The sequence below is a fragment of the Microbulbifer halophilus genome, from assembly GCF_026183675.1.
GTDB lineage: Bacteria > Pseudomonadota > Gammaproteobacteria > Pseudomonadales > Cellvibrionaceae > Microbulbifer > Microbulbifer halophilus.
On record NZ_JAPIVK010000010.1, the window covers coordinates 18410 to 36218 of the forward strand.

Below are 17809 nucleotides of genomic sequence, written 5' to 3' on the forward strand. Positions count from 1 at the left end.
CCGGTTCCCCTCTCCCTTCGGGAGAGGGGCTAGGGGAGAGGGTGGCTGATGGGGCCACTAATGCAGATGGTGCCATCGAACCGGCCCTCTCCCCGGCCCCTCTCCCGGTGGGAGAGGGGAGCTTTTCGTTCTGTATGTTAAATATATTAACCGTTTATGGCGGTATCAAACTCCCGCAACACCCCCAGAAAATCCTCCCCGAACCGCTCCAGCTTGCTGTCCCCCACACCGGAAACCGCCAGCAACTGGTCCGGGGTCTGTGGTCGGGCAGCGACCATGCCGCGGAGGGTGGCGTCGTGGAAGACCACGTAGGGCGGCACGCCCTGTTCGTCGGCGATGCGTTTGCGGCAGGCGCGCAGGGCCTCCCACAGGGGTTCGTCGGCGGGGAGTATTTCCGCCGGTGGGGCGCCGCGCCTGGGTTCGGCGCCGGCGCCCCTGGTCTGCGCGGGCAGTTTGCGCAACTGGATACTCTCCTCGCCGCGCAGCAGCGGGCGGCAGGCCTGTGTCAGGCGCAGGCCCTGGAATTCGCCCTCCACTTCCAGGTAGTCGCGCACCACCAACTGGCGCACCACGCCCCGCCACTCGTTGGCGGAGAGTTCCTTGCCGATACCATAGGTGGAAACCTGGTCGTGGTTGAATTTGCGCACCTTCTCGTTCTCCGAGCCCCGCAGCACGTCGATCACATGCGCGGCGCCGAAGCGCTGGCCGGTGCGGTAGACGCAGGACAACAGCTTGGCCGCGGCCTGGGTGCCGTCCCAGGTCTGCGGCGGTTCCAGGCAGGTGTCGCAGTTGCCGCAGTCTTCCCCCAGCTCCTCGGCGAAGTAGCGCAGCAGCGCGCGGCGGCGGCAGCTGGTGATCTCGCACAGGCCCAGCATGGCGTTGAGTCGGTTGCGCTCGGCGCGCTTGTGCTCCTCGCTGCCCTCGGACATGGCCGCCATCTGCCCCAGCTTCACCACATCCTCCAGGCCGTACAGCAGCAGCGCCGTGGAGGGCTCGCCGTCGCGCCCGGCGCGGCCGGTTTCCTGGTAGTAGGCCTCCACGCTCTTGGGCAGGTCCAGGTGGGCCACGAAACGCACATCCGGTTTGTCGATGCCCATGCCGAAGGCGATGGTGGCGACCACGATCACGCCGTCCTCGCGCAGGAAGCGCCGCTGGTGGTCGGCGCGCACCTCCGCCGGCAGGCCGGCGTGGTAGGGGAGGGCCTTGAACCCCTGCTGGCACAGCCAGTCGGCGGTGCTTTCCACCTTGCTGCGAGACAGGCAGTAGACGATACCGGCGTTGCCCTGCTGCTCGTCCTTCAGGAACTGCAGCAACTGGCGGCGCGGGTTGTTCTTCTGCGCGATGCGGTACTGGATATTGGGCCGGTCGAAGCTGCTGACGAAGTGCTCGGCCGATTCCAGGTCCAGGCGCCGGGCGATCTCGCCGCGGGTGCGCCCGTCGGCAGTGGCGGTCAGGGCGATGCGCGGTATCGCCGGAAAGCGCTCGTGCAGGCAGTTGAGATACAGGTAGTCCGCGCGGAAATCGTGGCCCCACTGGGACACGCAGTGGGCCTCGTCGATGGCGAACAGCGACAGCGTCGCCTGCCCCAGCAGTTCCAGGGTGCGCGGCTGCAACAGCCGCTCCGGCGCCAGATAGAGCAGGTCGAGGTCACCCGCGAGCAGGGCCGACTCGATATCCCGGGCCTCGTGGAAGGGCAGCGACGAGTTCAGGAAGGCGGCGCGTACGCCGGCGGCCTGCAGGGCCTCCACCTGGTCCTGCATCAGCGCGATCAGCGGCGAGATCACCACGCCGCAACCGGGCCGCGCCAGCGCCGGGATCTGGTAGCAGAGGGATTTGCCGCCGCCGGTGGGCATCAGCACCAGGGCATCGCTGCCGGCCATCAGGGTGTCGATGACCTGCCGCTGCGGGCCGCGGAAGTCGGCGTAGCCGAAAACGTGTTCGAGAATATGCTGGGGAGAAGTCATGGGGGCGGAGTATATCAGGCCTGTGCCTTGCAGAATCCGGCAGGGATCTGGCATTTCCGACCATTGATTTGACAGAAATATTTCACAAAAATGGCAGGAATTACGTCCATGGTCGAAGCTGGCCCGCCTATAATCGGCGGCACAACAGTGATAGGCCGGGGCCGGTTGAGACGCCTGTTCAGCGGGTCCCCAAGGAAAAGGCTATGCGCACTTCAATAATACTGTCTTTGCTGTTGGTATCGGGAACCCTGGGGACCGCAGGATGCGTGACCACTTCCCCCCAGACGCTGGTCCAGTCGGCCCTGGCCGACACCCACCTGGGCTGGCAGCCCGCCCCGGAGCACCAACTGGCGTTCTCCATTGCCACCGCCAGCGGTATCGCGCGGCTGGAGCTGCGCCCGCTGCCGGCGGACCTGGAGACACTCACCCTGGACCTGCCGGGAATGGAGAAGGTAGAAGGCGTCCAGTGGCGCAGCGGCGACGGCGAACACGCCATGCTCTACAGCGGCGCCGCCGGCATGGAAGGCGTCGAACTCCAACGCCAGGGCCACGGTTTCCGCCTGGAAATCTCCGGCGCGGCGCTGGACCGTGTGCGTGGGGGTGGGGTGTTGACGGTGATTGATTTTTATCGGGGGTGAGGGGCTGTTTGTGTTGATGGTGACCGCTTCGGCCGCCCTCTCCCCTGAGCTACCTACTACCACCAAGCAGGTCCCCTCTCCCTCCGGGAGAGGGTTAGGGAGAGGGCCGGTTGGGGGGCCGCTGAAGGTTAAGTAGCCTCCCCACCAGAACTCTCCCCAAACCCCTCCGGCCGAATCAGATACAACACCGGCCAGAACTTCCCCGTCACCCAGAGCCCGTTCCGCTCCCTGTCCCAGGCGATGCCGTTGGCGACTGCGTCGGGGTTTTGCGATTGGGGGGCGAGTTCTTCCAGGTTGATCTGCTGCCGCACGGCGCCGCTTTCGGGGTCTATGGCGATGATCAGGGGGGTCTGCCAGATATTGGCCCAGACCAGTCCGTGGGCGTATTCCAGTTCATTCAATTGCGACCAGCGGCGATCGCCGCCGTGCACTTTCAGGCGGCGCTGTATCTCGAAGGTTTCCGGGTCGCGGAAGGTCAGTTCGTCGCTGCCGTCGCTCATGATCAACTGTTCGCCGTCGCTGGTCAGCCCCCAGCCCTGGCCCCTGTAGCGGAGGCTGCCCAGCGGGGACAGGTCGCTGCGTTTGTAGCGTTGTAACTCGCCGGCCCGGTAAGTGAGCAGGTAGAGCTTGTCTCCCAGCACGGTCAGGCCTTCTGCGAAGCGGTTCGCAGCCAGCCATTTGCGGCGTAGGGGATTGGCGGTGGGGTCGGTATACTCGGCCAGCCAGGATTGCCGATAGCGGCCGCTGCTCTCCCACCAGCGCTCGCCGTCGAAATAGAGCCCCTGGGTAAAGTGATCGCCGGGGCGCTCGCGCTCTTCCAGGATTTCATAGGGGGTATCCGCCAGCGGCGCTTGCGCTGCCAGCTCGAAGGGGAGCAGGGCGAGCAGCAGTAAACTCCATTTGTGTATTTGCAGGCATTGCATCCGATAAGACCATGAACCGAGTAAAAACATTTGTCACCCTGACCCTGCTGGGGGGCCTGGCGGTGGTGTTGCCCATCGCCATCTTCATCCTGTTGTTCCAGTGGCTGTTCGGCCAGGTCAGCGAACTGCTGGCGCCGGTAGTGGCCTGGCTGGAATCGCACACCGAGTTCAAGGATACCCTCGCGCGCCTGGTGGTGATAGCGCTGATCCTGGGTGGCTGTTTCCTGATCGGCCTGCTGGTGAAGACCAGTGTCGGCCGCTGGGCGCACCGGCACCTGGATCACTGGCTGGGCCGGCTGGCGCCCGGCTACAACACCATCAAGGACCTGGTGCTGCAGTTTATCGGCAGCGGCGGTGGCGAGGGTGTGCTGGCCGGCCCAGTGGCGCGGGTGCGTATCCACGGCCCGGAAACGCCACTGTCGGTCACCGCCATTGTCACCTCCCGCCACGAAAACGGCGACTTCACTGTCTACGTCCCCACTGCGCCGGTGCCCACCTCCGGGTTCGTCTACCACGTGCCCGGCAGCTGTGTGGAGATACTGCCGGATGTATCGGTGGAGGCGGCGATGAAATCCGTGGTCGCCTGTGGTTCTGGCAGCGCGGCGCTGTTGGCCCGATGAGTTGGTTCCCATCTCCCTCCGGGAGAGGGTGGTTGATGGGGTCGCAAATTGCCGATGGGGCACCGAACCGGCCCTCTCCCCCGGCCCCTCTCCCAGTGGGAGAGGGGAGCTCTGTTTCTGGCATTTGGGGAGATATTTTCCACCCAGCCCTCTAGAACCATTGAGCCAGTCCCCTCTCCCGCCGGGAGAGGGTTAGGGAGAGGGGCGCCTGGTCGTTGGCACCGGAGCAGAACCCCGCGTAGGGTGCGCCGTGCTAGCGGTTTTTCCCCAAATCCCTCACCGCAAACCGCGCCGGGTGCAGCGCTTTGGCCAGCTCCACAGGCACCGGCAACACCTCCCCGCCAACCCATGCCGCCAACAGTTCCGCCGCCAGCGGCGCGTAGGTAAATCCCCGCGAGCCCAGGCCGCCGAGTACAAAAAGATTCGGCTGGTAATGCGCCCTCTGCGGAATCAGGAATTTGCGGTTCTTGCGCAGCTCGGCGTAGGTGCTGGCGATGGAATCCCAGTCCGGTACCGGCCCGGCCATGGGCAGGTAGTCCGGCGTGGCCGCCCGCAGTGCCGCGCGGCCGGTGAGTGGTTGCGCGGCAAATTCCGCCGCCATTTCGGGCAGCAGCGCCGCCAGGGTCTCCAGGTTTTCCCGGTGCTCCCTGTCCCGCAGCGCCGTATCCGTATCCTTTAGCTTGAAGCTGGCGCCGAAACTTTGGTGGCCACTGGCGCCGGGGATCAGGTAGCCCTCGCCGCAGAGGGCGGTCTGCAACCTGCGGGAATAATCGGTGGCCACAGCGCCGGATACCTGGCCGCGAATGGGGCGCAGGGGCAGGGCGGCGGTCTGGGGGAACCGACGGATGGCGTTGGCGGTGCAGATGATCACGGTATCTGCACGGAAGCTGCCGCCGGGAACGCCGAGCCCCAGCTCGGCATCGGGGTGGGCGCGCGCCGGCTCCACCAGCGCTTTGCCGAGCTGGGGCTCGGCGTTCCCGGCAGGGGTACCGTGCAGTTGCCAGCCGTCCTTGCCATGTTCCAGGCTTTCAATTCGGGTATTGCAGCGGAGTTCGATATTCTCGTGCTCCAGCAGCGCCGCACAGACCCGCCTGGGCTCCAGCCACCCCGCTTGCGGAAAATACAGCCCCCCGAATTCCAGCGGCAGCCCGGCAATCTCGCTGGCCCCGGCCGCATCCACGCGCTGCGCCAACGCCCTCGCCCCGTGTTGTTGCAGCAAATCGTCAATCTGCCCCTGCAGGCCCGTCTCTTTTCCCGACTGCGCCAACTGCAGCAAACCGTCGAGATGCACCGACTGCGGGCACTGCCGCCGGTAATAGCGCTGCGCAAACATCAGCGCGTGCAGGTTGAAATCGCCATTGGGGCCGGGTTTGGGGGAGAGTTTGGCGTAAAGGATACCCTGGTCGTTGCCGGAGGCGCCGGCGGCGGGCCCCGGGCCCTGTTCGAAGACGGTGACCCGGTGCCCGCGTTCCGCGAGGGCGCGGGCGGTGGTGGCGCCGGCGATGCCGGCGCCGATGATGGCGATTGATTGGGCTTTGGGCTCTCCCTCTCCCCCGGCTCCTCTCTCCAAGGGAGAGGGGGACTTTGATCCCGAAGGCAGGTGCCAGGGCGTCGACGCTATTCGCGGTTCACCCGTTTCCTTCAGCCGCCCCCGCAACATCTCCCGCTTGCGCCCGAACCCCGGCACTTTCTGCAATGCAAAGCCGGCACCTTTCAGTCCGCGTTTTACGATCCCGGCGCAGGTGAAGGTCGCGAAGGTTGCGCCCGGCTGGCTCAGTGCGGCGATATTTTCGAACAGCGCCGGCGTCCACATAGCCGGGTTTTTGGCCGGGGCGAAGCCGTCCAGGAACCAGGCGTCGACGTTGCGATCCCGGTGGTTGTCCCCCAGCCGAAGGCCGGCAAAGGCCTCGCTCGCCTCGCCGATGGCCAGGGTCAGACTCACGGGGCCGAACTGCAGCCGGTGCACGCCGCGGGCGCAAAAGGGCGGGTACTGTTCCAGCAGTTGCCCGGCCAGCGGCTGCAGTTGCGGCCACAGCGCCAGGGCGCGCTCCAGGTCGCCCCGGTGCAGCGGGAACTTCTCCACCGAGACAAAGTGCAGTCGCGCGCCGGTTGGGGCGGATTGCCGCCACAAATCCCGGGCGGCGAGAAAGTTCAGGCCGGTGCCGAAGCCGGTTTCGCCGATGGTGAACACATCGCCGTCGGCGAGCGCGGCAAAGCGCTCCGGCAGGCGGTTCTGTTGCAGGAAGACGTAGCGGGTTTCCTCGAGGCCCTCCTGCGGAGAAGAGCCGCCGGAGAAATAGACATCGTCAAAAGCGCGCGACAGCGGCTGGCCGTCTTCGCGCCACTCGATCTCCGCGTGCAATCGGTCGTCGCTCATCCCGCTACTACTGCAGCCCGAACTGGCGCATCACCTGCGTGCACCACTGGTCGATACGCTCCTCGCTGAGATCGAATTCGTTCTCGTCGTCCAGCGCCAGGCCCACAAACTGGCTGCCATCGGCGGTCAGCCCCTTGGACTCCTCGAACTCGTAGCCATCTGCCGGCCAGTAACCCACGGCGCGGGCACCGCAGGCCAGCAATTGTGCGTGCAGGTAGCCGATTGCATCCTGGAACCACTGCGGATAACCCTCCTGGTCGCCCAGGCCGTAGAGCGCCACCGTCTTGCCGTCCAGGTTCAGTTGTGCCAGCTCGTCCCAGATCTCCTCCCAGTCTTCCTGCAGCTCGCCGTAGTCCCAGGTGGGGATACCGAAGATCAGAAAGTCGTACTGTTCCGCCAGGGCGATATCGTCTTCGGCCACATTGTGGATATCGATCCACTCGGCACCGATGCGATCGCAGATCTTCTCTGCCGCCATTTCGGTGTAACAGGTGCTGGAACCATAAAAGAGTCCGATGGGTGCAAGCATGGTGAAAAAGGTCTCGATCAGCGGGCGCCGGCGAAATCGAATTGTCGCCAGGCCTCGTAAATGACAATCGCGGCCGCATTGGACAGGTTGATACTGCGGCTCTCGGCGCGCATCGGGATGCGCAACGTGTGTTCCGGGCCCACCTGTTCCAGGAAGTCATCCGGCAGGCCCCGGGTCTCCGGGCCGAAGACGATGGCATCGTCCGGCCGGAAACCGATCTCCGCGTGGTTGCGGCTGCCTTTCGTGGAGAGCGCCAGCACCCGCGCCGGCCGCTCCGCCGCCACAAACGCCGCCCAGTCCCGGTGGCGTGCCACGCGGCTGTACTCGCCGTAATCCAGCCCGGCGCGGCGCAGCCGCTTGTCGTCCATCGCAAACCCCAGTGGCTCGATCAGGTGCAGCTCCGCGCCGGTATTGGCGCAGAGGCGGATGATATTGCCGGTGTTGGGGGCGATTTCCGGTTGGTAGAGAACAATCTTGAACATCGGGCGCCTTAGGGCCGGCCACCGCGGGCCGGCAAACAGTGGGAGCGCATTATAACGCGGTGTGGGGGGCTCTGCAGGGGCGGGGCGAGTCGGGCCGCAGTGGCGCCGTTAACCGGCCCTCTCCCTAACCCTCTCCCGGAGGGAGAGGGGACTGGTATGAGCCTTAACAAAACCCGGTGGGTAGATCCGCCCTGAATATCTCCGACATAGCTCCCCTCTCCCACCGGGAGAGGGGCCGGGGGAGAGGGCGGCCGGCGGTGGCCACCATCAGCATAACGGCCCCTCATTCCCATCCCCTTGACCTGCCGATAGAATGGCGAGCCCCATCTCCCCAGGGCGGTAATATGAAAAAAATGATTCTCCTCAGCATCCTCTGCGCCTTTCTCTGGGCGACAACCGGGATTTTTGTGAAGGCAGTGCAGGAGATGACCGTGTGGATGATCGTCTGGGGGCGTTTTCTGGTTGCCTTTTCGTTCTCTTTGATCCCTTTTGCCGGCCGGAGCACAAGCTTGCTGCCGCAATCGCGTATTGGTTGGCCCGACTTCTTTCTGTCTGGACTGATGACGGCCTATTACCTCTTTGCAACCCTCTCCTTCCTGCATGCACCGGTCGCACTGGCCGCATTGTTGATAGCGTTTACCCCGCTGATAACCATGGTGTGGCGAGTGGCAGGAGGAGAGAGCATAGTGCCCGGCGAGGTTGTCGGTTTTCTGGTGGCGTTTTTTGGCGTGGGGATATATCTGTTTGCGGGCAACCAGGCCAGTTTAAACTACAGTGCCAAGGATCTCCTGCTGGGCGGCGGGTTTGCGCTGGCGGCAGCAACAGTGCGTGCCAGCTTTTCGTATGCCATCTGGAAGAAGGCGCAATCGGGTGGGAGGCCCAACCTGGCCGGTATCAACCAGATGACGTTCATGACCGGTATCGTCCTGCTCCTGTTCTTCGCCTTCAGGGATATTTCCTCCCAGAGAGTGGATCTCTTCAACTGTGTCGTTCTGGTATTGCTGGGCATCATAGCCACTGCCCTTCCCAACTATCTCAACGGTGCCGTGTCTGAAAAACTTCCACCGATGATTCACAGTGTGATAGGAATGAGTACTCCCCTGCTTGCCGGGATACTGGCTTTCTCAATCCTGGGAGAACCCCTGGGCCTCTGGTCGCTGCTCGGGATGCTTATGGCCGTTATCGGAATCTGTATCTCCATCTACTCCGGGGCGGCTGCTCCCCGGCGGGCGGTTGGCGGTTAGCGGCTTCCACCGGCGCCTCCCGCCCACTTATTCCCGGATCACACCCGGTGCCAGCAACCAGTCGCCCCTCTCCCCCGGATCAAGTCCGGGGCAGGCCGCCCTCTCCCACGGGGAGAGGGCGGCCGGAAAAATCTCGTGGCCCGAATGGAGCGCCGCACCCACCGTCACAAAACCTTCTCCAAACCTTCATCTAATCCCTGTCGCCATTCGCCGCCAGTTACGTCTCTTGAAGCGTTGGATACGGGGAGTGCCCGTGTGGCGTCTTTGCGCCTATCTGAAGCCGGCGGGGGAAAACACCGGCCGCTGACATCACTTTTTCTTTTTATTTTCTTAGCCTTAGAGCGGGGGACAATATGGGATTGACGGTTTCAAAGCGGCTGCTATGCAGCGCCATTGGCATGGCCGTGGCCAGCCAGGGGCAGGCGGCCGCCATTAAACTGGATGCGTTTGTCGACGGCCGGCCGGCCGCGGTGACGGAAGTGCTGCTGGATGGCGAAGCCATCGGCAGCAGCGGGGCAGGGGAGAGCTTCTGGCACGAAGACGTGGACGGCGGCCGCCACAGCCTGCGGCTGCGCATCGATGGCGAAACCATTCCCTACGAATTTGCCGTCTCCGCCGATGAAGCGGCGGTGATCACCATCAACCGCGCCTCCGCCAGCGGCGAATCCACCAAATCCCTGCAGCGGGTGGACCTTGCCCGCTTCGAGGCAAGCAGCGGCGATGCCGCAATGATCGCCCCCGGCGAGGGCGAAGACCTGGCCCCCGGCCTGATCCAGGGCACCGTACTGCGCAAAGACAACCAGGCCCCTGTGCGCAATGCCACCGTGCAGGTGGTGAACGGCGAGGTGCAGGCCGTCACCGACCGCTACGGCAACTTCGAGCTGCAACTGCCCCCCGGCGTCTACGAACTGCAACTGGACCACGACGAATACCGCTCCAGCCGCCTCACCGGCCTGCGCGTACTGCCCCGCATGAACCTGGCGGTGGATGTGCAGATGAGCGCGGCCCCGGACAGCGATGCATTGGCAAACGCCCCCGCCAGCCCCGCCATCGAGGAAGTACAGGTGGTGGGCCGCTACATCGAGAGCAACCCCATTGAACTGGAGCGCATCTCCTCCTCCGTGGTGGACAGCATCGACTTCACCCAGATAGCCCGCTTCGACGATTCCATGGTCAGCTCCGCCCTCAAGCGCGTGGTGGGCGTCTCCATGGAAGACGACCGCTTCGCCGTGGTGCGCGGCATGAAGGGCCGCTACCAGTCGGTGGAGTTCAACGGCGCCTCCCTGCCCAGCACCGACCCGGGCCGCCGCGACCTGCCCTTCGATATCTTCCCCGCTGGCATCATGCAGAGCCTCAGCCTGCAGAAAAACGCCACGGCCGATGTCCCCCTGAATGCCACCGCCGGCCATATCGATATGCGCACCAGGGATATCCCGGACGAGGGCTTCTTCAAGGTCTCCTACTCCGCCACCCGCAGCGACAGCCACGGCGACGACCTGCTGATGAGCAGCACCGAAGGCGACCGGGACTGGTTGGGCATGGACGACGGCACCCGCGAGATGCCGGATATCCTCAAGCCAACAGGAAATGCCTATATAAATCCAAAAGACAATTCCGGACACTTGAGCACAGACGCCCTGGAAACCCTGGGCGAAGCCGTTCCGCATAAGGGGATCAACTACGGCGAGGCGCAGCTCGATTCCAGTTTAAGTTTCAGTGGCGGTGATAGCTGGGAGCTGGGCCGGCAAAGCCTGGGCGCAATCGGCGCCGTGCGCTATGCCAACAAGTGGAGCAGCAATACCAAGGAAAACACCCGTTTCGGCAGCAGCGGAACAACAGAGCCGGTACTGCACTTGGACAGCGAGAACGAAACCCTGGATACCAACCAGGTAATAGATCTCAGCGCCATGCTCAACCTGCAGTGGGATATTACCGATAACCACCGGCTCGGCCTCAACAATATCGTCCTGCGCCACACCACCAACTCCAGTGAGTTGGAGCATTCCATGTTGCCCAAGGGAAATGTCGGTATTGACAAGGAAGATTTTGATGAAGTAGCTGCCGAGCGTCTACGCAGGGGAGAGGAAACCGGCCTGCGCGACAACGTGAATACAGAGCACGTAACCAGGCAGCGCTCCGAGTGGATCGAGGAGCAGCTTGTCAGCCACCAATTGTGGGGCTCTCATTGCCTGGATATCTCCGCCGACCGCGGCTGGTCCCTCTACCTGGGCAACCTGGACCTGGAGTGGCAGTTAATGGGGGCCGAGACGGAATATGACCGCCCCAATGCCAGTCTGTACAGCTATCGCATGGAAAGTTCAGATAACCACGCAAAGCTTTCAAATGATGCTGGTGACCAGTACAACAATTGGGAGAGTATGACCGAGGAAAACGAAGGTTACCGCCTGGACCTGGCGCTCCCGGTGGAAGATCTCGGCGGTGTTTCCCTGTTGTTCAAGGCCGGCCTGCAGGGTTTGCAGCGGGACCGCGATGGCAGTTTTTCCAGCTATTACTACAGGATGGACACCGATCAGAACGCCGATTTCGGCGGCGGTATTCCGGACCCGCGCAGGGTTTTTGTGCCCGAGAACATTACCGGTGTCCTCAATGAAGATGGCAATATCCTGGGTGTAGGTTCTTTCAGCCTCACACCGGAGCAGGATGTTGGCCTGGTGGGTGACGACTACCTCTCGGAGCTGGAGAAAAACACGCACTACGCCCTGATGGAAGCCAATATCCTGGAAAAGCTCAAGGTCAACCTGGGGGCGCGCAAGGAAACCTTCGTTCTGGATGCAGAGATGTTCGCCTATTCGCCGGAACCCCTCATCAACCTGATGGACCGGGAGCGCACCAACCCCTCCCTGGGCCTTACCTGGATGTTCAGCGATGCCTGGCAGCTCCGCGCCGCCTGGTCGGAGACGGTCAACTGGCCGGAAGTCTTCGAGGTGATCCCCCGCCGCTTTAACGATGTCGAAACCCTGGAGCAGTACCGCGGTAACCCGGAGATCAAGCCAGCGGATATCGAAAACCTGGACCTGCGCCTGGAGTGGTATCCGTCAGACACCGAGTCCATAACCCTGGCGCTGTTCCGCAAGCAACTGGACAACGCCATCGAAAACCGCTTTTACGATAGCGGCGAGGTTTACGATGTCTATACCTTTGCCAATGCCATGGAAGCGGAAGTGGAGGGCGTAGAGCTGGATATGCGCCGGGAATTCACCCTGGGCGCGGATAGTGGCCACCAGCTCTTCGTGCAGTTCAACTACACGGATATCACCTCCTCCGTTGATCTTATCGATGGGAGCGGCATCACCGAACAGCAAATGAACCGGCCCCTGCAGGGCCAGCCGGACTATATCGCCAACCTGCAACTGGGGTACGACCACCTGGACACCGGCCAGGAGGTCACTCTGGTATTCAACCAGACCGGCGAGGAACTGGCGATAGTGGCCCCGATAACCACTTATGACCAGGCCCTCGGCGATGTATACGAGCAGCCCTACGGCGACCTGAAGCTTATCTACAAGAAAGCGTTCCTGAACGGCCTCTCTGTCTCCGCATCGGCGGAAAATCTGTTGGACGAGGAACACAGCTACGAATACGAGGAATTCGGTGTGCCCTACCTGAAATACAAATCCGGGCGCAAGTTCAAGCTCAAGGCCAGCTACAGCTTCTGATAACGCGGGAGCCACGGAACTCCCCTGTAGGAACCTGCTTGCAGGCGATTGTGTTGGAGCGGCCTCTTCAGCTATTCGCCTGACAAATTTTAGCTCCTGCAAAATTTGCATTTTCGTTGGGCGGCATTCCGTTGGGCGGCATTCCGCCATCCATGGCGGTCACAGCAGGCTCCTACGGCACAGCTTTCAAGACCAATACAACCAGGTGATCCAATGTTTTCACGAAAACCAAAAACCCGGATACTCCCCCGCGGCCTGTTACTGGCCGCCGGCGTGCTGTTGCTCGCCGGCTGTGAGGGGGATATGTCAGACGATATCGCCCAGGAAGACTCCCTGGAAACCACTCTGCAACAGTGCGAAGTGGTTGTGGGTGGCGTGGTGGGCTCCCCCACGGATCCCGTCACCATCGACGGCGAGCCCATCCGGGCCTGCCTGCTGGATACCGATGTGGGCCAGCGCGGCGAAGTGCGCCTGAAAAGCACCCACAACTTCGAGCCGCTGGTGTGGGTGCTGGACGGCACCTACGAAATCGGCGAGAGCAAGCGCTACGCCACCCTGGCGGACTGGCAGGCGGATACCATGCATCGGGTCGAGGCCCTCGCTGTTAACGGCATAAGCAACAGCGTGAACACACAAAGACCACGAAGACTTTACGCCCGCGAAGGCGCCATGGTGGTGGTGCACCGCAACGGCCAGTTGTTTGCCAATATCGAATCCGTCGACGACAACAACACCGGCACCGGCGAGTGGGCCGGCGTGGTGGTCAACGGCGTGGGGCCGCACCCGGATTGTGGCAGCAATGCCGGTGCGGAAAACTTCTGCAATATCGAGGGCGACCGGGGGTATTACGGCGGCGTTCCGTCCGATACCGATACTCAACTGGATGCTACCGGCTTCGCTGGCTGGGCCATGGAGGCCGGCGGTGAACCGGCCAGTGGTATTGCCCCGTCTGCCGCCGTGACCCTCAATGCGCCGCATCCGCTGCAGAATAGTAGCGCCTCTCACGCCGCCTACAGCGCCAAGACCGGCCTGGAACTCAACGGCGGCGCTATTGGTTTCAGTATTCGCAGCATTGGCAATAGTGGTAGTGCCGTACACTGGCACAGCGGCTATAGCGGGGATATTAAGGGAACCGTCTACCACGATAATGAAGAGCCGGCCCTGCGCGGCGAGAGCGGCGGCAACACGGTGCTGAAGACCCTTACTCTGGTGGACAAGGACCGGCAGGCGGGCAATGCCATCCGCCTCAGTGGCGGCGGCGACGTGGCCGTGGACAATGTGGTTATCCAGGGCTTCTCCGGCTGCCTGCAGGTAAACGATGGCATTACCCGCGTCTCGCCGGTCAGCAACAGTGTCTTCTACTGCGACAGCGCCAGCGCGGCCGCCGAGGACGGCAGCGATTACGCCGCCGATGCCCTGGCCGCGGCGGAAAACTTCTTCACCACAAACCCGGACCTGGACCCGGCGCTGAAGATTACCGCCACCGGTATCGAGGGGATTAATGCGATCGCCAAGGCTCCCAGCAGCCCCTACGATTTCAGCCTCACCTACGAAGCCTGCTACGGTGTCGGCACGCCGCTGGAGGAAACCGTCGAGATCGGCCAGGGCGGCAGCTACAGCATCTGCGAACTGCAAGGCGAAATCACCGAGAACCTGTATTTCGACGACGATATCAACGGCGAGCAGGTGGCCTGGCGTATTCGGGGCGATGTCACCCTGGGCCGTGATTTCAGCGCCCTGGATGCCGGCCAGCAGCGGGCACTGCTGGAGGCACCGCAAAAAGTCACCCTGGACGACACCTCCCGGCTGCGGCTGCCCGCGGATGCCTCGCTGGCGGTAAACCCCGGTGTGCGCTTCACCGTCGCCGGTACCCTGGAGAACCCGGTGGAGCTGGATATACGCCCGCAGGACCGGGGCGCCCAGTGGGGCGGTCTCACCATCAATGGCCTGGCGGATAGCTGCGCCGATGCGGCAACCTGCGCGCTGGCGCAAGAGCGCTTCGTGGATATCCAGTACCTGCGCCTGCTCAACGGCGGCAGCGGCCAGGCGGCCCTGACCCTGAACGAGGTGAGCGCGGCCGGCCAGATCGACAACCTGGATATCGCCGATGCCGCCGGCGACGGCCTGGCCCTGAACGGCGGCGCGGTGAATATCGACCGGCTGCTGATCTCCGGGGCCACCGGCGACCAGGTGCAGTGGAGCCACGGCTACCGCGGCACCCTGCAGTACGCCATATTGCAGGCGGACGAAAGCAGCCTCGGCCACGCCCTGCACGGCCGCAACACCAGTGCAGACCACGACCGGGACCCGCGCTCGCGCCCGGTACTGGCCAGTGTCACCATGAAGGGCAGCGAGAGCGCCGACACCGCCATACTGCTGGAGCAGGGCTCCGGCCTGCTGCTGTACAACTCGGTGGTGGCGAACTTCAATACCTGCCTGGATATCGACCATCAGTCCACCGCGGACCTGCAGCACACGGACCCGCGCCAGATCCACTTCGACAATGTGGTGCTGGACTGCAACGCCGGTGACAACACCCTGCCGCAGGAGGACGAAGACGGCGGCTTCGACTTCGCCAATACCACCACTGGCCAGGCCGGCGTCTACGAGGTGGCCGCGGTGCTGGATAGCAACTTCGTCGCCACCGGCCCGGATATTCCCGCCATCGAAGGCGCCATCGACTTCACCCTGGCCGGCGCCGCCGCCGACTACCTGGAATCGGGTGCCGACTATATGGGCTCGGTGCGGGATTCCATGGACGACTGGTACCTGGACTGGAGCGATTCCGTCGGCGTCCGCCTGGCGGCGGAGTGTGATTTCAAGGGCGTGCTGGAATATTTCGTTGAGGGTCCAGAAATTGACGTTGACGATGAAACGGGTAACGAAATCTTCGATTATCATCCGCAGCGCCCGGTCTGCGGGCTTCGCGGCACCCTGACCGAGGATCTCCTGCTCACCCATTATACCGGCACGGACCGGGAGGCGGTGGAGAGCGGCGAGCAGGTTATCGATATTGTGGAACACGACGGAATCGAATACGAGGTGGCGCGCGACCCACTGCGTACAACCTGGCTGTTCAATGGCCTGGTACGGGTCGGCGAGGGGCACCTGGAGATCACCGATACCGCCCAGGTGGAGGCCATGAAGGCGGACCCGGTTACGCTGGGTATCGAGGCCTCCGCCAATATAAGCACGACCAACCGCGGCGGCCTGCATATTACCCGGGGCGGTGAACTGGTGGCGCTCGGCGGCGAGAGGCTGTACGAAGAAACCGATCCCGACGCTGCCGGTCCCATTACGCTGGGCGGGAACCTGATCGTGGACGGCTTTGCCAGGAACAACCAGTGCCCGGAAGCCATGGCCGAGCCCGGCAGCCGCGTCTGCAATATCCAGGGCGACTTTGGCTACCACGGCGGCTACGACGACGACCACGGAAACCTGGAAGTGGAGAACCTGCATATCATAAGCAACCGGCTGTACCTGAACAGTGTCGGCCGCGGCGGCAAGCTCGAGAACCTTTATCTCGAGGGCGCCGACACCTGGAGTGCCCTCGACCTGGGCGGGGCGATGATCGATATCGACGGGGGAACGGTGAACCTGCGCTCCGTCAATATCGAAAAGGTACCGGGCAGTGCCATCCGCTGGAATCACGGCTACCGGGGCAATATGCAGGGTGTCTATGCCGAGGGCCTGCTCAAGTCCAGCGGGGCAGCCAGTAACGACCCTGCCTTTTTCGATCCCCTGTTCCAGGATGAAGACGGCAACTGGCAGCATTACCCGATGATTCGCGGCGCCAATGGCGAGGAGGGGCACGAAAGCGACCTGCCGCGTTCCATGCCCACCCTGGCCAATATGACGCTCTGGCTAACGGAAAGCGGGGATTTGTGTTCCTTTTTCGGGTGCGAACCGGTTGAGGTGGGGAGTACCGCGATAGAGCTGTCCCATGGCAGTGGCGTCTACCTGCATAACAGTGTTGTTGGGGGGACGGCAGGCCAATTTGATGGCCTTTATGGGAATATCTTGGTTGACCAGTGTCTCTCCGCGGATCCGAGTGTCGAGAGCTTGCTGGGTGAGGAAGTGATCCTGAACCAGGTTGCCTTTGGCTGTAAGGAAGCTTCCAGCGATCCCAATCTGGTAGGACAGATCGACCGGGCCTTTGCAACCAGTACCCATGTCAATAGCGAGACGGCGGTCAGCAACAAGAATATGCTTCCCGATCCCAGCCTGGCCGATGCGGATGTTTACTACTTCGATTGGGTACTGGGGCAGGCAATAAGCTTTTATTCGGACGTCCAGGGTGTAACCGTATTTGACGGCTGGCAGGAACAACGTTATCCGGATGCGAACCTGATCAATCTCGGTGAGGCGCCCATGGATTATTCCGGCTCCCAATCCGCAGATCCGGAGTTTATCCTCGATACCAACTACTTCGGCGCGCTGGATTACTTTGTGCCGCTCGAAGCGGGAAGGAATATTCCCGAGAATTAAGCATCTGTTCGCTTTGCGAGAATGGGCCGGCTTTATGCCGGCCTTTTTTATAAAAGCAATAAAAGATTCATGTCGCTGTTTTTTCGCTGGTGAGTCTATAGATTGAAGGCTGCCCGGTTTGAGGCTGTTTTTTTCGGGGCTGTGCTTTCATCCTGTTTTCTTGAAAAGCGTTTTCATCTAAAGGAGATAGATATGAAAAAGTTAATTGCCACACTCGGCCTGCTGGCCCTGGCTTCGGCGTCCCAGGCTGTTACCACGCTGGGTGGTGACGTAGAGTGTAATTATAATGGCGCATCCCTGGGCTTTATCCCGTTCAACAATACCGCCTATCTGGGTTGTGAGCTTCCTCTATCCATTGCGGTGGACGACACGGTGGTGCTGGCCAAAGACAGTGCTTCACTCGAACTGCCCATCGTATGGACCCTGCCGGGCATCGTTGAAGTCGGCAACGGCAGTAGCGCCAATGCTACACCGTCATCCGTGGATCATACTCTTTTGCAGATCGAGGCCGGTGCGCAGATTGCGGGCTCTGTAAATAGCGAGTCCGCGTTGCTGATCTCCCGCGGTGCCGGCATCGAAGCTGTGGGCACAGCCGAGGATTCGATCGTCTTCTCCTCGGTGGATGACAACTACAATAGATCCCAGGAGTGGGGTGGGTTGATTATCGCCGGCTTCGGCCAGAGCAATGGATGCCCGAACGACACCGGTAGCTGCGAGATGGAAGGTGTTGCAAGGGGCCATTACTTTGGCGGTGGCCTGACCGACAACGAGAGCCCGGAAAGCACTCTGGAGTATGTGGTTATCGCCGAGGGTGGCCATATATTAAGGGTCTCATAATTGTATTAACAGTTGTCCAGGTTTCTTTAA

General features: G+C 62.5%; 11 protein-coding genes. 6 read left to right on the forward strand and 5 right to left on the reverse strand.

Annotated features, from left to right (window positions below; translation table 11 throughout):
* Nucleotides 1-146 precede the first annotated feature (146 nt).
* The gene (recQ, locus tag OQE62_RS06930) at nucleotides 147-1964 is read right to left on the reverse strand and encodes a DNA helicase RecQ (protein WP_265721281.1); all 1818 of its coding nucleotides are present in this window, start codon (nucleotides 1962-1964) and stop codon (nucleotides 147-149) included.
* Nucleotides 1965-2167: 203 nt separating this feature from the next.
* Here recQ and OQE62_RS06935 point away from each other — a divergent pair, with 203 nt between their 5' ends.
* Nucleotides 2168-2602: a hypothetical protein gene (locus OQE62_RS06935; RefSeq protein WP_265721282.1), complete on the forward strand. Its 435-nt coding sequence runs from the start codon at nucleotides 2168-2170 to the stop codon at nucleotides 2600-2602.
* Nucleotides 2603-2730: 128 nt separating this feature from the next.
* On the opposite strand, the gene OQE62_RS06940 is transcribed toward OQE62_RS06935, so the two are convergent.
* Nucleotides 2731-3525: a glutaminyl-peptide cyclotransferase gene (locus tag OQE62_RS06940; protein WP_265721283.1), complete on the reverse strand. Its 795-nt coding sequence runs from the start codon at nucleotides 3523-3525 to the stop codon at nucleotides 2731-2733.
* 11 nt (nucleotides 3526-3536) lie between these two features.
* Here OQE62_RS06940 and OQE62_RS06945 point away from each other — a divergent pair, with 11 nt between their 5' ends.
* Complete coding sequence (locus tag OQE62_RS06945; RefSeq protein WP_265721284.1) at nucleotides 3537-4145, forward strand: DUF502 domain-containing protein; 609 nt, start codon at nucleotides 3537-3539, stop codon at nucleotides 4143-4145.
* A gap of 253 nt (nucleotides 4146-4398) precedes the next feature.
* Here the strand turns inward: OQE62_RS06945 and mnmC are convergent, their stop codons facing one another.
* The 3 genes from mnmC to trmL are packed head-to-tail and all read right to left on the reverse strand — an operon-like array spanning nucleotide 4399 to nucleotide 7533.
* Nucleotides 4399-6522 carry an FAD-dependent 5-carboxymethylaminomethyl-2-thiouridine(34) oxidoreductase MnmC gene (mnmC, locus tag OQE62_RS06950; RefSeq protein WP_265721285.1) on the reverse strand — a complete coding sequence of 708 codons (2124 nt, stop codon included), beginning with the start codon at nucleotides 6520-6522 and terminating at the stop codon, nucleotides 4399-4401.
* A 7-nt stretch (nucleotides 6523-6529) separates the two neighbouring features.
* Entirely contained in the window at nucleotides 6530-7051 is a 522-nt protein-coding gene (gene fldB / locus OQE62_RS06955) for a flavodoxin FldB (protein WP_265721286.1), read from the reverse strand.
* A gap of 17 nt (nucleotides 7052-7068) precedes the next feature.
* Nucleotides 7069-7533, reverse strand: a complete 465-nt coding sequence (gene trmL / locus OQE62_RS06960) for a tRNA (uridine(34)/cytosine(34)/5-carboxymethylaminomethyluridine(34)-2'-O)-methyltransferase TrmL (protein ID WP_265721287.1) — start codon at nucleotides 7531-7533, stop codon at nucleotides 7069-7071.
* A gap of 344 nt (nucleotides 7534-7877) precedes the next feature.
* Here trmL and OQE62_RS06965 point away from each other — a divergent pair, with 344 nt between their 5' ends.
* The 4 genes from OQE62_RS06965 (at nucleotide 7878) to OQE62_RS06980 (ending at nucleotide 17779) form a co-directional block, all read left to right on the forward strand.
* Complete coding sequence (locus tag OQE62_RS06965; protein WP_265721288.1) at nucleotides 7878-8777, forward strand: DMT family transporter; 900 nt, start codon at nucleotides 7878-7880, stop codon at nucleotides 8775-8777.
* A 359-nt stretch (nucleotides 8778-9136) separates the two neighbouring features.
* Complete coding sequence (locus tag OQE62_RS06970; protein WP_265721289.1) at nucleotides 9137-12454, forward strand: TonB-dependent receptor; 3318 nt, start codon at nucleotides 9137-9139, stop codon at nucleotides 12452-12454.
* 213 nt (nucleotides 12455-12667) lie between these two features.
* Nucleotides 12668-16942: a hypothetical protein gene (locus OQE62_RS06975; protein ID WP_265721290.1), complete on the forward strand. Its 4275-nt coding sequence runs from the start codon at nucleotides 12668-12670 to the stop codon at nucleotides 16940-16942.
* 192 nt (nucleotides 16943-17134) lie between these two features.
* Entirely contained in the window at nucleotides 17135-17779 is a 645-nt protein-coding gene (locus OQE62_RS06980) for a hypothetical protein (protein ID WP_265721291.1), read from the forward strand.
* The last annotated feature ends 30 nt before the right edge of the window (nucleotides 17780-17809 follow it).